This is a genomic window from Streptomyces sp. NPDC001002 (assembly GCF_053599215.1).
The window spans coordinates 16,239-34,949 of record NZ_JBSFLV010000100.1; the positions used below are offsets into that span (position 1 = coordinate 16,239).

The 18,711-nt window shown below is 72.9% G+C and carries 8 protein-coding genes; 6 read left to right on the forward strand and 2 right to left on the reverse strand.

The genetic code is table 11. The features are described from left to right. Positions 1–105: 105 nt before the first annotated feature. The 5 genes from ACWDR3_RS33985 to ACWDR3_RS34005 all read left to right on the forward strand — a co-directional run bounded on the left by ACWDR3_RS33985 (position 106) and on the right by ACWDR3_RS34005 (position 4,223). Entirely contained in the window at positions 106–1,332 is a 1,227-nt protein-coding gene (locus ACWDR3_RS33985; protein ID WP_450356399.1) for a cytochrome P450 family protein, read from the forward strand. Positions 1,333–1,537: 205 nt separating this feature from the next. Next, entirely contained in the window at positions 1,538–2,185 is a 648-nt protein-coding gene (locus tag ACWDR3_RS33990) for a ScbR family autoregulator-binding transcription factor (RefSeq protein ID WP_450356400.1), read from the forward strand. Positions 2,186–2,366: 181 nt separating this feature from the next. Then, complete coding sequence (locus ACWDR3_RS33995) at positions 2,367–3,146, forward strand: AfsR/SARP family transcriptional regulator (protein ID WP_450356401.1); 780 nt, start codon at positions 2,367–2,369, stop codon at positions 3,144–3,146. A 190-nt stretch (positions 3,147–3,336) separates the two neighbouring features. After that, entirely contained in the window at positions 3,337–3,525 is a 189-nt protein-coding gene (locus ACWDR3_RS34000) for a hypothetical protein (protein ID WP_450356402.1), read from the forward strand. Beyond that, the gene (locus ACWDR3_RS34005) at positions 3,522–4,223 is read left to right on the forward strand and encodes a 4'-phosphopantetheinyl transferase family protein (RefSeq protein WP_450356403.1); all 702 of its coding nucleotides are present in this window, start codon (positions 3,522–3,524) and stop codon (positions 4,221–4,223) included. Before ACWDR3_RS34000 ends, ACWDR3_RS34005 begins: the two co-directional genes overlap by 4 nt. 63 nt (positions 4,224–4,286) lie before the next feature. Here the strand turns inward: ACWDR3_RS34005 and ACWDR3_RS34010 are convergent, their stop codons facing one another. Beyond that, a complete protein-coding gene (locus ACWDR3_RS34010; protein WP_450356404.1) occupies positions 4,287–5,681 on the reverse strand; it encodes a class II 3-deoxy-7-phosphoheptulonate synthase in 1,395 nt (464 codons plus the stop codon). A gap of 470 nt (positions 5,682–6,151) precedes the next feature. After that, on the reverse strand, positions 6,152–6,985 hold the full coding sequence (locus ACWDR3_RS34015; protein WP_450356405.1) for a shikimate dehydrogenase family protein: 834 nt from the start codon (positions 6,983–6,985) through the stop codon (positions 6,152–6,154). Positions 6,986–7,237: 252 nt separating this feature from the next. Here ACWDR3_RS34015 and ACWDR3_RS34020 point away from each other — a divergent pair. Then, positions 7,238–18,711, forward strand: an 11,474-nt coding sequence (locus tag ACWDR3_RS34020) for an SDR family NAD(P)-dependent oxidoreductase (protein ID WP_450356406.1), incomplete at its 3' end; no start/stop codon positions are given.

Here is an 18,711-nt window from a genome sequence, read left to right on the forward strand (position 1 = left end):
GAGGGGGCGCTGAGGCCCCTGGTTCTCCTCGGTGGGTGTGCTTGCGCAGGGGGATGCAGTGCGACGCAATGCAACGCAAGGCGACAACTACCGAACGGGGTCGACATGAAGGTGCTTTCCGGTGTCCATGTACTGGACGTGACCGGGCAGGACATCGCCGCCGAGACCGCGCTGCTGCGCGAGCGCGGACCGGCCGTCGAGGTCGAACTGCCGGGCGGCATACGGGCCTGGGCCGTGGTCCGGCAGGAAATGGTGGAGCGGCTGCTGGTCGACCCGCGGGTCTCCAAGGACGCCCGGCGTCACTGGCCGGCCTTCGTCGAGGGGCGGATCACCCCCGACTGGCCGCTGTTCCCGTGGGTGGCGAACGAGAACATGCTCTTCGCCTACGGGGCGGAACACGCGCGGCTGCGAAGACTCGTCGCGGGCGCCTTCACCGTACGGCGTACCGCGGAACTGGGGCCGCGCGTCGAGGAGTTGACCTCCGCGTTGCTGGACGAGCTGGCCGGCGCGGCGGCCGGGGAGCCGGTCGAACTCCGGTCCTCCTTCGCCGAGTTGCTGCCCCTCCAGGTGGTTTGCGAACTGTTCGGCGTGGCCGAGGGGCCGATGCGCGACGAACTGTGCGGGGCGCTGCGCATGGTCTTCTCCTCCAGCGCCTCGGCGCAGGCGATCGAGGAGGCCCGGGGCACCGCGTTCCGGCTGCTGGCCGAACTGGTGGCGGACCGGCGGCAGCACCCCGGCGACGACCTGACCTCCTCGCTGATCGCCGCACGCGACGACGAGGACCGGCTCAGCGAGAACGAACTCCTGGGCACGCTCTTCCTGATGATCGCGGCCGGCCAGGACACCACCTCGACGCTCATCGTCAACGGCGTCGGCGCGCTGCTGACCGACCCCGCTCAGCTGGAGCATGTGCGCGCGGGCCGGGCGAGCTGGGAGGACGTGGTCTCCGAGACCCTGCGGGTGCACGGTCCGGCCTCCTACTCGCCGATGCGTTTCGCGGTGGAGCCCATCGACCTGGACGGCGTGCGGATCGAGCGCGGTGATCCCATCCTCGTCTCCTTCGCCGCGGGCGGGCACGAGACCGAGCGGCACGGGGAGGATGCCGCTCGCTTCGACCTGCTCCGCGCCGACCGGGACCTTCTCGGCTTCGGGCACGGTACGCATCGCTGCCTGGGGGCCCCGCTGGCCATCCTGGAGGCCGCCGTCGCCTTCCGGTCATTGTTCGAGCGCTTCCCCGGACTCGCCCTGGGCTGCCCCCCGGAGGAATTGCGTCCGCTTCCGACCTTCCTATTGAACGGGTACGGCAGGCTGCCGGTGCTGCTGCGCCCGTAGGTCTCCGCAGGCGGGGCCGGTCGGCGCCCGTCCGCGCGCAAGGGGTCCGCGTCCGTGGGGTGCGGACCCCTTTGCATGTCCGCGGGTCGGATGCGGGTGCGTGGCGGGCGTCCGTTCCCAGCCGATTACCGTGCACAGGGCGTCCTTTGACTACAAACCGCATCGTCGGTTTGTTAGGCTGGGTTTTCGATGGTGAACCCAGAAAGTGACGGAGTCCATGGCCATGCAGGAACGCGCGATCCGTACGCGCAACGCCCTCATCAAGGCTGCGGCCGAACTGTTGGACCAGGAAGGCCCGGCCTCGGTCTCGCTGGCGACCATCAGCGCCAAGGCCGGTGTCAGCAACGGGGCGTTGCACTTCCACTTCCCCAACAAGGCGGCGCTTCTGGACGCGGTCGCCATCGAGGCGCAGGCGCGGCTGCACCGGATCATCCGCCGGCGTGACCGGCGCACCGTGCAGGTGCTCATCGACGCCAGTCACGACCTCGTGCAGGGTCTGGGGCGGGACGTGGTGCTGCGGGTCGGCTTCCGGCTCAGCGGCCGTGCCGAGCGCTCCGAGGCGGCGCCGGACCTGTGGCGCGACTGGCAGCGCTGGGTCGAGGTCACGCTCGCGCGGGCGGACGGCGAGGGGGCCCTGGTGTCCGACGCCGCGCCCGAGGAGCTGGCGGCCGTCGTGGTGGCCGTGGGGGCCGGTCTGCAGGCCCGGGGGGAGGACGACGTCCGCTGGCTGGAGCGGGGCGTGCTGACGCGGTTCTGGGCGCTGGTGCTGCCCCGCATCGTGGGCAGTTCCGCGCGCCACCACTTCTCCCCGGCCGGATTCGTGCCGGGGGGCGGCGAGGGGCAGGGGCTTTAAGAAACTGGCATGCTGGTTTCTTTGCTATGGACGGCACCTCTCTGACCTGGCATTCGGTGGGTTTTGCCCCCTTTCGTTCGCAGCCGTCAAGGCGGTTTCCGGTTGAGAACCACTTGACAAACAGTACAGGCGGTTTGTTTCATGGGGTTAGCAATCGGACTGTCAAACGCGTGGGGGAAAAATGCAGTTCAACCTGCTTGGCCCGCTCGAAGTCGTCGCCGACCGGGCGCTGCCACTGGGTGGCGTCGTCCAACGGGCCACCCTTGGCTATCTCGTGCTCAACCCGAACAAGGTCGTCGCCACCAGCCGTCTGATCGGGGCCCTGTGGGGCGACGACGCACCGATGACCTCGCGGAAGATGGTGCAGAACGCCGTCTCCGGCATTCGCAGGCTCCTCGATCAGGCGGGCGCCGACAGCCGCGGCATCCGCCTCGTCACCGCCCCGCACGGCTACCAGCTGCACCTCGACACCGAGTGCGTGGACGCCTTCCGCTTCCGCCGGCTCGCCGCCGCGGGCCGCGCCGAACTCGGTGCGGGCTTCCCGGAGCAGGCCGCCGAGTCGCTCGCCCAGGCGCTCGGCCTGTGGCGCGACTCGGTCCTCGTCGACCTCGCCGAGGGCGGCATCGGCTGGCCCGTCTTCGCCCAGCTGGAGCGTGAGCGGCTCACCGCCTACGAGGACTGGGCGGCTGCCGGGCTCGAACTCGGCCGGCACCACGAGCTCGTCGTGGACCTGGAGCAGGCCGCCGCCGCCACACCGACCCGCGAGCGGCTGTGCCACCAGCTCATGCTCGCCCTCTACCGCTGCGGGCAGCAGACGGAGGCGCTCGCCGCCTACCGCCGTACCCGCCAGGCGCTCGTCGACATCCACGGGCTCGACCCGACGCGCGACCTCCAGGAGATGGAGCGCGCGATCCTCAACCAGGAGCCGCGCCTCCTGGGCCGCCACCCGCAGCTCGTCTGAGTGAATTCCGGGCCGGGAACGGGACCGGGAATGGGTCCGGGCACGGGACCGGGAATGGGGCCGGGAATGGGTCGGCTCGCGAGAAATACAGGGGTGGGCTAGGGGATTTCCGCGGCGGCCGGAAATCCTACCCTTTCCATAAGGCTTTTCCGCAAGGAAGAGTTCCGTGACCGGAAAGGGAGGGGTCGTCATGTCCGCCGATTCGTTCGATCACGTCGTCAGTTCCGAGATAAGCCTGAATGTCGCGCTCGATGCCGCGATCGGTATTTTCACCGGCCGGCTCGACTCGTTCGCCGGGGATTCGCAGGAGAGCGCCGCGGAGCGTGCCGAGCGGTACAGCGCGCTCGCCTGGCGTCACCCCGCCCTGCTGCCGGAATGACCCGGCGGGCCGTCATCGCGCCGCTGCTGCCGCCGTCCGTCGTCTTCGCCGAGGAGCCGGGGGACCCGCCGTACCCCGGCCTGTCGGCCGAGGAAGCCGCCGAGGTGGCCGGGGCCGTGCCGGAGCGCAGGCGTGAGTTCACCACCGTACGACTGTGTGCCCGTCGGGCCCTGGCGCAGCTGGGGCTTCCCGCGCTGCCCCTGCTGCCCGGGCCCGGCGGGGCGCCGCGCTGGCCGGCCGGTGTGGTCGGCAGCATGACGCACTGCACCGGCTACCGGGCCGCCGCGCTCGCCCGGCGGCGCGATGTCGTGGCGCTCGGCATCGACGCCGAGCCCGCGACACCGCTCGCCGACGGTCTGCTGGAGGCCATCGCGCTGCCCGGCGAACAGGCGCATGTACGGCGGCTGTCGCACGGCCGGCCCTCGATCGCCTGGGACCGGCTGCTGTTCAGCGCCAAGGAGGCGGTGTACAAGTCGACGTTCCCGGCGACCGGTGTGCGGCTCGGCTTCGAGGACGCGGCGATCACGCTCGACCCCGTCGACGGATCCTTCCGGGCCCGGCTCGTGGCCCCCGGCCTGCTGCTCGACGGGGAGCCCCGCGCCGTGCTCACCGGACGGTGGACCGCCGCCCGCGGGCTGCTGCTCACCGCGGTCGTCCTGGCCGCCGCCGACCGCGCGCCGCCCGCCGGCGGGCCCTGAGGCGGGCGTACGAGAAGGGGGCGCCCGGACTCTCCGGGCGCCCCCTTCTCGTGTCCACCGCTGTCACGAACGGAGCATCTCCGCCACCAGGAAGGCCAGTTCGACCGACTGGTCCGGGTTCAGACGCGGGTCGCAACTGGTCTCGTAGCGCAGGGCCAGGGCCTGCTCGTCGATCTGCTCGGCGCCGCCCAGGCACTCGGTGACGTCGTCGCCGGTGAGCTCGATGTGCAGGCCGCCGGGGTGGGTGCCGAGCGTCCGGTGGACCTCGAAGAAGCCTCTGACCTCGTCGAGGATGTCGTCGAACTTGCGGGTCTTGTAGCCGCTGGCCGCCTCGTAGGTGTTGCCGTGCATCGGGTCGCACTGCCACACCACCCGGTGGCCGCTCGCCTCGACCTTCTGCACGATCGCCGGCAGCACGTCCCGGACCTTCCCGCTGCCCATCCGGCTGATCAGGGTGAGCCGGCCCGGCACGTTGTCCGGGTCGAGGCGCTCGACGTACTCGACGGCCTGCTCGGGCGACGTGCCGGGGCCGAGCTTCAGCCCGATCGGGTTGGCCAGCAGTCCGGCCAGCGCGATGTGGGCGCCGTCCGGGCGGCGGGTGCGCTCGCCGATCCACAGCATGTGCGAGGACAGCCCGTACAGCCGGGGCTCGCCCGAGGCGGCTGGCGCCCAGCGCAGCAGGCCCTGTTCGTACTCCAGCAGCAGCGCCTCGTGGCTCGCGTAGATCTCGGTGGCGTGCAGGGCGCCGTGGTCGGCGCCGGAGGCAGACATGAACGCCAGACCGCGGTCGATCTCGCCGGCCAGTGCCTCGTATCGTTCGCCCGCGCGGGAGGCGCGTACGAAGTCGCGGTTCCAGTCGTGCACCCGGCCGAGGTCGGCGAGGCCCGAGGCGGCCATGGCGCGGACCAGGTTGAGGGAGGCGGCCGAGTTCGCGTAGGCGCGCAGCATCCGGGACGGGTCCGGGACCCGGGCGCCCGGGGTGGGGTCGAGGGAGTTGACGATGTCGCCGCGGTACACCGGCAGGCCCAGCGCGTCCGTGGCGTTGGAGCGGGGCTTGGCGTACTGCCCGGCGATCCGTCCGATCTTCACGACCGGGAGGCTGGCCGCGTAAGTCAGCACGACCGCCATCTGCAGCAGGGTGCGGATGTTCGCGGTGACGTGGGACTCGGTGTTGCCGTCGAAGGTCTCCGCGCAGTCGCCGGCCTGCAACAGGAACGCCCGCCCCAGTGCCACCTGCGACAGCCGTTCCTGGAGGCGGTCGACCTCGCCCGGTACGACGAGGGGCGGCAGCTGGGTGAGCGCGTCCCGGGCGGCGGCGGCGCGGTCCGGGTCCGGCCAGGTGGGCTGCTGATCGGCCGGCCGCGCCGCCGCGTCCGCCAGCCGGGCCTCGATGTCGTCGGGGAACCGGGCGAGGGCCCGGGGCCGCGGGTCCGTGATGTCGCCGATGGTGGGATTCATGCGCGCAGGCTAGGAAGAGGCCGGCCACGCGGGAGGAACCGCGGCGACACTCACCGGGAACCCTCGGGCGGCGGGGGTCTGCTCGGCCTGCGCGCATGGTGGGGCGCGGGTCGAGGAACTCGCGGTACGGGGCCCGGTTGTCGGGAGGGGGTGTGGGCGCTCGGGTGGACGGGGGGCCGGGGTGGTGGCCGTGGGTAGCTGGCGGGTCTCGGGCGGGAAACCCTCGGGCGGTGCCGACGGCGGCGGCGCGCACCAGCCGGGGGCGCAGGACGACTCCGTCGCGGACGGCGCTCAGCGGTTCCTGGGAGGCGATGGCGAGGGAGAGCGCGGCGGGGTGCGGGTCGAGGAATTCCCGGTGCAGGTCCGGCTGTCGGGACAGGGGTGGGCGGTCGGGTGGATGAGGAGGCCCGGGATGGTGGCCGTGCGCAGCAGGCGGCATTCGTCGGGAACGCCCGGCGGCGCCGGTCCGCTCAGTCCGCCCGCGCCGCCGGGTGCAGGTTGAAGAACTCGCGGTACAGCTCCAGTTGTCGGGACAGCATGTCGGCGCCCGGGTGGGTCGGGAGGCCCAGGGTGGTGGCCGTGTGTAGCAGGCGGGTTTTGGGTGGGGTCATGATGATGTCCGCTACCAGGGTGCCGGGGCTCAGGCGTGCCGGGTCGAAGGGGAGTGGGTCGTCCTCGCGGAGGCCCAGTGGGGTCGCGTTCACCACGATGTCCGCCGCCTCGGCGCTCGCGGGCGGGCTGTGCCGTACGACGCCGGGGGCGTGGTCGGACAGGCGGTCCAGGAGGGCGCGGACCCGGGCGGGGTCCAGGTCCACGACGTCGAGGCGGGCCACGCCGGCCAGCACCAGCGCGGCCGCGATCGCGCCGCCCGCCCCGCCCGCGCCGACCAGCGTCACCGAGCGGCCGGCCGGCGGGTGACCGGCGGCGACCAGACCGGCGACGAAGCCGGTGCCGTCGAAGTTCTCCGCGTACCAGCGCCCGTCCTCGCCGCGCCGCAGCGCGTTGGTGGCGCCCGCCAGCCGCACCGTGGGACTGAGCACGTCGGCGAAGGCCCGGGCCGCGGCCTTGTGCGGGACCGTCACCAGCAGGCCGTCCACGTTGCCCGCCCGCTGCAGGCCCCGTACCACCTCGCCCAGGTGGGCGACGGGGGCGTGCACCGGCACCAGGACCGCGTCCAGGCCGAGCTCGGCGAAGACCGGATTGAGCAGCTCCGGCGCCCGCACCTGCCGTACCGGATCGCCGAGCACCGCGAACAGCCGGGTACGGCCGGTGATCCTCGGGACCGCACCGGGGGAATGCGACATCGAAAGGCCTCCGATCGATTCGCACCGGGAGAGCGTCGGTCGACTCTCCGGGTGAGCAGCGGGAATTACCTCTGCATTGCGCCACACTCGCCCGCCGCATACCCCTCGCATACCCGGACGGCCACCGATACAGGGTCCTGATAGGGGGGTTGATAGTGGTCCACGGGCACGGCCGGAATGTGACTCTGAAGTCTCCGGTAAAAGCCTGCCCGTGTAGTCCCTGAGTCTCCTTTCCCTGAGAGGTGTTCCGCCATGCTGCGAACCGAATTGATCCGGCCGGTGCCCCAGCTGCTGAGGGCGAACGCCGATCGCTTCGGAACGAAGACCGCCTACCGCGACGCCACCCGCGGTGTGACCCACGCCGAACTGGAGGCCCGTACCCGCAGGCTCGCCGGTCATCTGGCGGCGCTGCGGCTCCAGCCCGGCGACCGGGCCGCGATCCTGCACGGCAACAGCGTGGAGTTCGTCGAGAGCTACCTGGCGATCACCCGGGCGGCAGCCGTCGGCGTCCCCCTCAACCCCCGGCTGACCGAGCCCGAACTCGCCCACCTCCTGGACGACAGCGGGGCCCGGGTCCTGATCACCGAACCCGCCCTCCTGGACGTCGTCGGCCGGCTGGTGAAGGACCGCCCGCACCTCAAGGTCGTCGTCACCGGAGACGGGCCCGCGCCCGCCGGCACCGTCTCCTTCGAGAAGCTCGCGACGACCGAACCCGCCGAGCCCGCACGCGACGACCTCGGCCTCGACGACGTCGCCTGGATGCTCTACACCTCCGGCACCACCGGCCGCCCCAAGGGCGTGCTGTCCACCCAGCGCAACTGCCTGACCTCGGTGGCCGCGTGCTACGCCCCGATACCCGGCCTCACCCACGAGGACCGGGTCGTCTGGCCGCTGCCGCTGTTCCACAGCCTCGCCCACATCGTCTGCGTGCTGACCGTCACGGCCGTCGGCGCCACCGCCCGGATCGTCGACGGCTTCTCCGCGGACGAGATCCTCGACGCCGTACGCGAGGAACGGGCGACGTTCCTGGCGGGCGTGCCCACGATGTACCACTACCTCGTGCAGGCCGCGAAGGCCGGTGGCTTCACCGCGCCCGATCTGCGGATGTGCCTGGTCGGCGGGGCCATCACCACCGCCGAGCTGCGCCGCTCCTTCGAGGAGGTCTTCGGCGCCCCGCTGCTGGACGCCTACGGCTCCACCGAGACCTGCGGCTCCATCACCATCAACTGGCCCACCGGCGCCCGGGTCGAGGGCTCCTGCGGACTGCCCGTGCCCGGCCTCGACGTCCGGCTCGTCGACCACGAGAGCGGCGAGGACGTCCCCGTCGGCGCCGAGGGCGAGGTCTGGGTCAAGGGCGCCAGCGTCATGGTCGGCTACCACAACCAGCCCGAGGCCACCGCCGCCGCCCTGCGCGACGGCTGGTTCCGCACGGGCGACCTGGCCCGCCGCGACGAGCAGGGCTACTTCACCGTCACCGGCCGCATCAAGGAACTGATCATCCGCGGCGGCGAGAACATCCACCCCGGCGAGGTGGAGGACGTCCTGCGCACCGTGCCCGGCGTCGCCGACGTGGCGGTCGCGGGCCGCCCCCACGAGGTGCTCGGCGAGGTCCCGGTCGCCTTCCTCGTCCCCGGCCCGCAGGGCGTCGACCTGGAGCGCCTCTTCGAGACCTGCCGGCAGCGCCTCGCCTACTACAAGGTCCCGGAGGAGCTGTACGAGATCGACCGCATCCCCCGCACCGCCTCCGGCAAGATCATGCGGCACGTCCTGCTCGGCCGCCCGGCCCGGCTGCGCGCCTCCGGCGACGGCCGCTACGACTCCCTCCTGCGCACCGACTGGCTGCCGCTGCCCTCGGTGCCCGCCCCGCCGGCGGTGCCCGGCCGCTGGGCGCTGGCCGGCGACATCTTCGGCACCGAACTCACCGGCGCCCTGCGCGAGTCGGGCCACACCGTCGAGACCCACCTGTCCCTGGGCGGCCTGGCCGACCTCGCCGAGGTCGACGCACTGGCCGGGATCGACGCCCTCGACTCGCTGGTCGAGGACCTCGCCGCCGGAGCCGAGGCCCCCGACACCGCCGTACTCCTGCTCGGGGAGGTCCACGGCACCGGGCCGGTCGGGCGCACCGAGGGGATCGAGGCGCTCGTCACCCGGCTCGGCGAGGCGCTCGACGGCTGGCTCGCACAGCCGCGCACCGCCGGACTGCCGCTCGTCGTCGCCACCCGGGACGCCGTCGCCACCGGGCCCGACGACGCGCTCGACGGTCTCACCCACGCCGCCGTGTGGGGCCTCGTGCGCTCCTACCAGACCGACTTCCCCGACCGGTTCGTGCTGGTCGACCTCGGAGCCGACGAGGAGGACGACGCCACCGGGCTCGCCGCCGCGCTCTCCCTCGCCGTCGCCTCCCAGGAACCGCAGAGCGCCGTCCGCGACGGAGTCGTCCTGCGCCCCAGGCTGGTGCGCGCCGCCGCCGTCGGCAGCGCCCACGCCGCCGCCGGCGCGCGCCGCACCGGCATGCCCGACACCAGCGGCACCGTCCTGGTCACCGGCACCGACCCGGCCACCGCCGAGCACCTCACCCGCCACCTCGCCGCGGTGTACGGCGCCCGCCGCATCCTGCTGGCCGGCAAGGACGCCCGCGCACACGCCGATCTGCGCGGCGAACTCGCCCGCGCCGGCGTCGACGTACGCGTCGAGACCTGCGACACCGCCGACCGCAAGGCGCTCGCCAAGCTGATCGCCCGGGCCGCCGCCCCCGTCACCGCGATCGTGCACACCGCGGGCCGCGAGGACCTCGGCACCCGCGAGGGCCGCCGCCTCGCCCTCCAAGGCGCCCTCGCCCTGCACGAGTTGACCAAGAACTCCATGCTCGCCACGTTCATCGTGGTGAGCCCCGCCGACGGCCTGGCCGGCACCCCGGGCCGCGGCCCCGGCGCTGCCGCCGCCGCGGCCCTCGACGCCCTCGCGGGACACCGCCACGCCCGCGGCCTGCCCGCGCTCTCGCTGGCCCTGGGCCCCGTGTCGGAGACGGCGCCCGCCGGACCGGGCGCCGAGGGCACCGCGCCGGGTCTGCCCTGGCCCGTCCGCACCCTGTCGGTGCCCGAGGCGCTCACCATGTTCGACGCCGCGCACACCGTCGCCCAGCCCCAACTGGCCGCCCTGCGACCCGACGCGAGCGCGCTCGGCGACCGCGAGGTGCCGGCGCTGCTCGCCGACCTCATCGACGTCCCGCGGGCCGCCACCGCCCCCGACGAGCACGCCACCGACGCCCTGCGAGCCCGGCTCACCGGCCTCACCGGGACCGAGCAGGAGCGCCTCCTGCTGGAACTGGTGGCCGAACAGGTCCGCGCCATCGCCGGACCGGCCGCCCTCGACACCACCCGCAGCTTCAAGGAGCTCGGCTTCACCTCCGCCACCGCCGTCGAGCTGCGCAACCGGCTCACCGAGCGGACCGGGCTGCGGCTGCCCGTCACCCTCGCCTTCGACCGGCCCAAGCCCGCCGCCGTCGCCGCCCAGTTGCGCCGTCTGCTGTTCGGCCTGCTCGACGAGGAGCCCGTCGTCGAGGTCCCGGAGACCACCGCTTCCGACGAGCCGATCGCCATCGTCGCCATGGGCTGCCGGCTGCCCGGCGGCGTCGTCAGCGCCGAGGAGCTGTGGCGGCTGGTCGCCGACGGCACCGACGCCATCAGCGAGTTCCCCGACGACCGCGGCTGGGACCTGGAGCGCCTGCACCATCCCGACCCCGACCACCCCGGCACCACGTACACCCGGCACGGCGGATTCCTCCCGCAGATCGCCGAGTTCGACGCGGGCTTCTTCGGGATCTCCCCGCGCGAGGCCGTGGCCATGGACCCGCAGCAGCGGCTGCTCCTGGAGACCTCCTGGGAGACCTTCGAACGCGCCGGCGTCGACCCGACCGGCCTCGGCGGCGCGCACATCGGCGTCTTCAGCGGCCTCATGCACCACGACTACGGCAGCAACATCCAGCAGGTCCCCGAAGGCACCGAGGGCTACATCGGCATAGGGATCGCCGGCAGCGTCGCCTCGGGCCGCGTCTCCTACACCCTCGGCCTGGAGGGCCCCGCAGTCACCGTCGACACCGCCTGCTCCTCCTCCCTGGTCGCCCTGCACCTCGCCGTCCGCTCCCTGCAGAGCGGCGAGTGCTCCATGGCCCTCGCGGGCGGGGCAGCCCTGATGCCGACGCCCGGCGTCTTCGTCGAGTTCTCCCGCCAGCGCGGCCTCGCCGCCGACGGCCGCGCCAAGGCCTTCTCGGCCGCCGCCGACGGCACCGCCTGGTCCGAGGGCGTCGCCGTGGTCCTCCTGGAGAAGCTGTCCGACGCGCGCCGCAACGGCCACCCCGTGCTCGCCGTCGTCCGCGGCTCCGCCGTCAACCAGGACGGCGCGTCCAACGGCCTAACCGCCCCCAACGGCCCCTCCCAGCAGCGGGTCATCCGCCAGGCCCTCGCCAACGGCCGGCTGGCGTCCACGGACGTCGACGTCGTCGAGGCACACGGCACCGGCACCACCCTGGGCGACCCGATCGAGGCGCAGGCGGTCATCGCCGCCTACGGCCAGAGCCGTCCGGAGAACCGCCCGTTGTGGCTCGGCTCCCTCAAGTCGAACATCGGGCACGCGCAGGCCGCGGCCGGGGTCGCCGGGGTCATCAAGATGGTCATGGCCCTGCGCAACGAGGAGATGCCCAAGACCCTCCACATCGAAGAGCCCACCCCGCACGTCGACTGGTCCGAGGGCGCGGTCGAACTCCTGACGGAGGCACGCCCCTGGCCCCGCGAGGAAGGACGCCCCCGCCGCGCGGGCGTGTCCTCCTTCGGCGTGAGCGGCACGAACGCCCACGTGGTGATCGAGGAGGCACCGGCCGAGGAACCCGCAGTGGAGGAGGGGGAGTTCGCCGGTCCGCTGCCGTTGGTGGTGTCGGCCCGTTCCACGGCCGCCCTGAAGGCGCAGGCGGAGCGGCTCGCCGACCACCTGGAGGCCGAGGAACCCGTCCTGGCGGACGTCGCGTACTCCCTGTTCACCTCCCGTGCGGCTCTCGACCACCGCGCCTCCGTCGTCGCGGGCGACCTGCCCGAGGCGGTGGCCGGTTTGCGGGCGCTGTCTGCGGAGGGGCCCGCGGTCGCGGGTGGTCGTGTGGCGGTGCTGTTCACCGGTCAGGGCGCCCAACGCCTGGGCATGGGGCGGGAGTTGTACGACACGTATCCCGTCTTCGCGGAGGCCTTCGACGAGGTGGTGGCGGAGCTCGACCGGTATCTGCCCGTCCCGCTGAAGGGAGTTGTCTTCGAGGGCGAACGGGACCTGGACCGTACGGAGTTCACGCAGCCGGCGTTGTTCGCGATCGAGGTGGCGTTGTTCCGGTTGGCGGAGTCGTGGGGGGTGCGGCCGGAGTTCGTGGCGGGGCACTCCATCGGCGAGCTGGCGGCGGCGTACGTCGCCGGGGTGTGGTCGCTTCCGGATGCGGCCCGTTTGGTGGCGGCGCGGGGCCGGTTGATGCAGGCGTTGCCTGCGGGTGGCGCGATGATCGCGGTGCAGGCGTCGGAGGACGAGGTGCTGCCGCTGTTGACCGACGGTGTCGGTATCGCGGCGATCAACGGACCGTCCTCGGTGGTGATTTCGGGCGTCGAGGTGGAGGCCGAGGCGGTTGGGGCGCACTTCGCCGAACTGGGCCGTAAGACCAAGCGTCTGACGGTCAGTCACGCCTTCCACTCGGTGTTGATGGATCCGATGCTGGAGGAGTTCCGGCAGGTAGCCGACAGCCTCACCTACAGCGAGCCGCGGATCGGTGTCGTCTCCAACGTCACTGGGAAGGTGGCGACTTCGGGTGAGCTGACCTCTCCCGAGTACTGGGTCCGCCACGTCCGCGAAGCCGTCCGTTTCGCCGACGCTGTCACCTCGTTGCACGAGCAGGGCGTCACCGTCTTCCTGGAGGCCGGGCCCGAAGGTGTCCTCACCGCCCTCGCGCAGGGCGTCGTCACGGACTCCGACGGAGCCGGCTTCGTCACCCTGCTGCGGAGCGGTGTCGCCGAACCGCGTTCCGTCGTCACCGCGTTCGGGCGGCTCTTCGAGTACGGCGTCGACCTGGACCCCGAGGCGGTCTTCGCCGGCGCAGGTGCGCGCCGGGTCGATCTGCCGACGTACGCCTTCCAGCGCGAGCGGTACTGGCTGGAGGACGTGGGACGGAGCGCGGACGTGTCCGGCGCCGGGCTCGCCGGGGCGGAACACCCCCTGCTCGGGGCGATCACCCAATTGCCGGAGTCGGGTGGGGTGTTGGCGACGGGGTTGTTGTCGTTGCGCAGTCATCCGTGGCTGGCGGATCACGTGGTGGGCGGGACGGTGGTCGTGCCGGGTGCTGCGCTGGTCGAGTTGGTGGTGCGGGCCGGTGATGAAGCGGGTGCGAGCACAGTCGACGAGCTGGTGATCGAGGCTCCGTTGGTGCTGCCCGGTTCCGGTGGGGTGCGGGTTCAGGTGGTCGTGAGTGGGCTGGAGGACGGGCGGCGTGCAGTCAGCCTGTACTCGGCTGCTCAGGACGCCGGTCCTGAGACATCGTGGACGCGGCATGTGACCGGTTCGCTCGTGGAACAGGCCGGTGGGACCACGGAGTTCGACTTCTCGGTGTGGCCGCCCGCCGGGGCCCAGCAGGTGGATCTGGCTGGGTTCTACGAGGGCCGGCGTGCGGCCGGTCTGGAGTACGGGCCCGCCTTCCAGGGCCTGCGTCAGGTCTGGCTGCGTGGTGCCGAGGTCTTCGCCGACGTCGAGCTCCCCGAGGGGCGGACCGGCGACGGCTTCGGCATCCACCCCGCGCTGCTCGACGCGGCCCTGCACAGCGGGATGTTCCTCCCCGGGCAGGAGCCCGACAGCGGGCGGACCCTGCTGCCGTTCGCCTGGAACCAGGTGGCCCTGCATGCCTCCGGCGCGAGTGCGCTGCGGGTGCGGGCGGTCGCCTCCGGCGCCGACGGCATCTCGCTGAGCCTCGCCGACCGGAGCGGCGCGCCCGTGGCCGACATCGGGGCGATGGTGCTGCGGGCCGTCTCCGGCGAGCAACTGGGCGCCGCGCGCACACCGGTGCACGACTCGCTGTTCCTGGTCGACTGGGTGCCGCTGACCGCGCCCGCCGACGAGAGGGTGACGGCGGACCTCGACGACGCCGTCGTCGACCTCACCGCTCACGTGGCCGACGGCTCCGCGGGTGCCCTCGAACTGTCCGGCCGGGTGCTCGCCGTCGTGCAGGCGCACCTCGGTGGTTCGGACGGCCGGCTGGTCGTGCTGACCCGTGACCCGCTCGCCGATCCGGCCGCCTCGGCGGTCTGGGGTCTGGTGCGGTCCGCCCAGTCCGAGAACCCCGACCGGATCGTCCTGGCCGCCATCGACGACGACCCCGCCTCCCGCGAGGCGCTGCCCGCCGCCCTCGCCACCGGCGAGCCCCAACTGGCCGTCCGCGAGGGCCGGGCAAGCACGCCCAGGCTGGCCCGGGCCGTCGCCTCCGAGACCCTGGAGGTCCCGGCCGGCACCGACGCCTGGCACCTCGACGTCACCGCGACCGGAACCCTGGAGAACCTGGCGCTGCTGCCCAGCCCCGAGGTCCGCGAGCCGCTCGCCGAGGGGCAGGTCCGCATCGCGGTTCGGGCGGCCGGCCTGAACTTCCGTGACGTGCTGATCGCCCTCGGCATGTACCCGGGCAAGGCCCACTTCGGCGGCGAGGGCGCCGGCGTCGTTCTGGAGACCGGCCCCGGCGTCACCTCGCTCGCCCCCGGCGACCGGGTGATGGGCCTGCTGCGCGACGGCTTCGGCCCCGAGGCGCTCGCCGACCACCGGCACCTCGTACGGATGCCCGCCGGGTGGACGTACGAGCAGGCGGCCGGTGTGCCGATCGTCTTCAGTACGGCGTACTACGGCCTGTTCGACCGGGCCGGTCTGCGGGCGGGCGAGTCCGTGCTGGTGCACGCCGCCGCGGGCGGGGTCGGCATGGCCGCCGTCCAACTGGCCCGGCAGACCGGCGCCGAGGTCTTCGGCACCGCGAGCGCGGGCAAGTGGGACGCCCTGCGCGCGAACGGCCTGGACGAGGCGCACATCGGCAACTCCCGCACCCTCGACTTCCGCGAGCGGTTTCTGGCGGCGACCGACGGACGGGGCGTGGACGTCGTACTCGACGCGCTGGCCCACGAGTTCGTGGATGCCTCCCTCGATCTGCTGCCGCGCGGCGGACGCTTCCTGGAGATGGGCAAGACGGACATCCGGGACGCCGACGAGGTGGCCGCCACCCGTCCGGGCGTCGCCTACCAGGCCTTCGACCTCGTGGAGGCCGGACCGGACCGGGTCCAGGAGATCCTCACCGAACTCGTCGCCCTCTTCGAGCGGGGTGAACTGACCCCGCTGCCGGTCCGGACCTGGGACGTCCGCAAGGCCCCCGAGGCCTTCCGGTACGTCAGCCAGGCCCGCCACATCGGAAAGGTCGTCCTCACCGTCCCGCGCGCCCTCGACCCCGAGGGCACGGTGCTGGTCACGGGCGGTCTGGGGACGCTGGGCCGGCTGGTCGCCCGGCACCTGGTCACCTCGTACGGGATACGGCATCTGCTGCTCGTGGGGCGGCGGGGCATCGACACCGAGGGTGCGGCCGAACTCGTCGCGGAACTCGGTGAGTCGGGTGCCGAGGTGCGCGTCGAGGCCTGTGACGTCTCGGACCCGGAGGCCCTGCGGGCGCTGGTCGCCTCGGTGGAGCGGCCGTTGACGGCGATCGTGCACACCGCCGGTGTACTCGACGACGGCGTGATCGCGGCGCAGTCGCGCGAGCGGCTGGAGCGGGTGTTCCGGCCGAAGGCGGAAGCGGCCTGGCAACTGCACGAGCTGACCAAGGATCTGGACCTCGCGGCCTTCGTCGTGTACTCGTCCGCCGCGGGTGTCCTCGGCAACCCGGGGCAGGCCAACTACGCGGCTGCCAACGGTTACTTGGACGGCCTCGCCGGGCACCGGCGCTCGCTGGGGCTGCCCGCCACCTCGCTCGCCTGGGGCATGTGGTCCGAGGGCATGGCCGGGTCACTGGACACGGCGGCGCTGCAACGGAACAAGCGCGACGGCATGCTCGGCATCACCGCCGAGACGGGCAACGCCCTCTTCGACGCCGGCCTGCGTTCGCCCGAGGCCGCGCTCGTCCCGGCCCGGCTGGACCTCGCGGGCCTGCGGTCCCGGGCCGGTGGCCAGGCCGTACCGCACCTGCTGCGCGGCCTCGTACGACCGGGTCGGCAGACCGCGAAGGCGGGTACCGCGGCGGAGGGTTCGCTGCGGCAGGAGCTGACGCAGCTGTCCCGTCAGGAGCGGGAGCTGCGGCTGCTGGACCTGGTCCGCGCACAGGCGGCGACCGTCCTTGGCCACTCGGCCGCCCACACCGTCGACGGTGAACGCGCCTTCAAGGACGCCGGCTTCGACTCGCTGACCTCCGTCGAACTGCGCAACCGCCTCTCGGCCGCGAGCGGGGTCAAGCTCTCGGCGACCGTGGTCTTCGACTACCCGACGCCGGCCGCCCTGGCCGGACACCTGCACGACGAACTCGGCCTCGACGAAGGGGATCCGGCCGCCGTCGCCGCGACCCCCGCACAGCCCGCCGCCGCGGTGCCCCACGCCGCCGACGAGCCGATCGCGATCGTCGCCATGGGCTGCCGCTTCCCCGGCGGGGCCACCGGCCCCGAGGAGCTGTGGCGGCTGGTCGCCGACGGCGTCGACGTCATGGGCGGCTTCCCCGACAACCGCGGCTGGGACCTGGACACCCTCTTCGACCCGGACCCGGACGCCGTCGACAGGTCCTACGTCGACCGGGGCGCGTTCCTGCACGACGTCGGAGAGTTCGACGCCGGCTTCTTCGGGATCTCCCCGCGCGAGGCCCTCGCCATGGACCCGCAGCAACGGCTGCTCCTCGAAGTCAGCTGGGAGACCCTGGAACGGGCGGGCATCGACCCGACGACCCTGCGCGGCTCCGACACCGGCGTCTTCACCGGCCTGATCAGCCACGACTACACCGTCCGCCTCCAGCAGGCGCCCGCGGAACTCCAGGGCCTCAGGCTGACCGGCACCGCGGGCAGCGTCGCCTCCGGCCGCGTCTCCTACGCGCTGGGCCTGGAGGGACCTTCCCTCAGCGTCGACACCGCCTGCTCGTCCTCGCTGGTCGCCCTGCACCTGGCCGTACGGTCGCTGCGCGCCGGCGAGTGCTCCATGGCCCTCGCGGGCGGTGCGATGGTCATGGCGACACCGGACACCTTCGTCGAGTTCTCCCGCCAGCGCGGACTGGCCAGGGACGGTCACGTCAAGGCGTTCGCGGCCGCGGCCGACGGCACCGCCTGGTCCGAGGGCGTCGGTGTCCTCCTGGTGGAGAAGCTGTCCGACGCGCGCCGCAAGGGCCACCCGGTCCTCGCCCTGGTCCGCGGTACGGCGGTCAACCAGGACGGCGCGTCCAACGGCCTCACCGCCCCCAACGGCCCCTCCCAGCAGCGGGTCATCCGCCAAGCCCTGGCCGACGGACACCTGACACCCGCCGACGTGGACGCCGTCGAGGCGCACGGCACCGGCACGGCACTCGGCGACCCGATCGAGGCCCAAGCACTGCTCGCCACCTACGGGCGGGACCGCGGCGACCGCGATCCCCTCTGGCTCGGCTCCGTGAAGTCCAACATCGGTCACTCGCAGGGCGCCGCGGGCGTGGCGAGCGTGATCAAGATGGTGATGGCGCTGGAGCGCGAGGTGCTGCCGAGGACGCTGCATGTGGATGAGCCGTCTCCGAAGGTGGACTGGTCGGCGGGGGCCGTCGAACTGCTCACCGAGGCGCGTGCGTGGCCCCGGGAGGACGGTCGTGTGCGGCGCGCGGGCGTCTCGTCCTTCGGTGTGAGCGGGACCAACTCGCATGTGGTGATCGAGGAGGCGCCTGCCGAGGAACTCGCTCTTGAGGAGGGGGAGTTCACCGGTCCGCTGCCGTTCGTGGTGTCGGGCCGATCGGGTCCGGCGCTGAAGGCGCAGGCGGAGCGGCTCGCCGACCATCTGGAGGGCGAGGAGTCCGTCCTGGCGGATGTCGCGTATTCGCTGGTCGCCTCTCGTGCGGCTCTGGAGCACCGGGCGGTTGTCGTCGCCGAGGATCGTGCGCAGGCGGTGGCCGGGTTGCGGGCGCTGTCGGCGGAGGTGCCGGCGGTCGCGGGTGGTCGTGTGGCGGTGCTGTTCACCGGTCAGGGGGCTCAACGCCTGGGCATGGGGCGGGAGTTGTACGACACGTATCCCGTCTTCGCGGAGGCCTTCGACGAGGTCGTCGCCGAGCTGGACCAGCACCTGTCCAAGCCGCTGAAGGGGGTCGTCCTCGGCGACAAGGAGGCGTTGGACCGGACGGAGTTCACGCAGCCGGCGTTGTTCGCGATTGAGGTGGCGTTGTTCCGGTTGGCGGAGTCGTGGGGGGTGCGGCCGGAGTTCGTGGCCGGACATTCGATCGGCGAGCTGGCCGCCGCGTATGTCGCCGGTGTGTGGTCGCTTGCGGATGCGGCCCGTTTGGTGGCGGCGCGCGGTCGGTTGATGCAGGCGTTGCCGGCAGGCGGGGCGATGATCGCGGTGCAGGCGTCGGAGGACGAGGTGCTGCCGCTGTTGACCGACGGTGTCGGTATCGCGGCCATCAACGGACGGACCTCCGTGGTGATTTCGGGCGATGAGGGTGCTGCGGAGTCCGCAGCCCGGGTCATCGCCGAAATGGG

Bases quoted from the DNA above. Each gene is read 5' to 3' on its own strand.
- ACWDR3_RS33985 (WP_450356399.1), top strand. From the start codon at position 106: ATGAAGGTGCTTTCCGGTGTCCATGTACTGGACGTGACCGGGCAGGAC.
- ACWDR3_RS33995 (WP_450356401.1), top strand. From the start codon at position 2,367: ATGCAGTTCAACCTGCTTGGCCCGCTCGAAGTCGTCGCCGACCGGGCG.
- ACWDR3_RS34000 (WP_450356402.1), top strand. From the start codon at position 3,337: ATGTCCGCCGATTCGTTCGATCACGTCGTCAGTTCCGAGATAAGCCTG.
- ACWDR3_RS34005 (WP_450356403.1), top strand. From the start codon at position 3,522: ATGACCCGGCGGGCCGTCATCGCGCCGCTGCTGCCGCCGTCCGTCGTC.
- ACWDR3_RS34010 (WP_450356404.1), bottom strand. From the start codon at position 5,681: ATGAATCCCACCATCGGCGACATCACGGACCCGCGGCCCCGGGCCCTC.
- ACWDR3_RS34015 (WP_450356405.1), bottom strand. From the start codon at position 6,985: ATGTCGCATTCCCCCGGTGCGGTCCCGAGGATCACCGGCCGTACCCGG.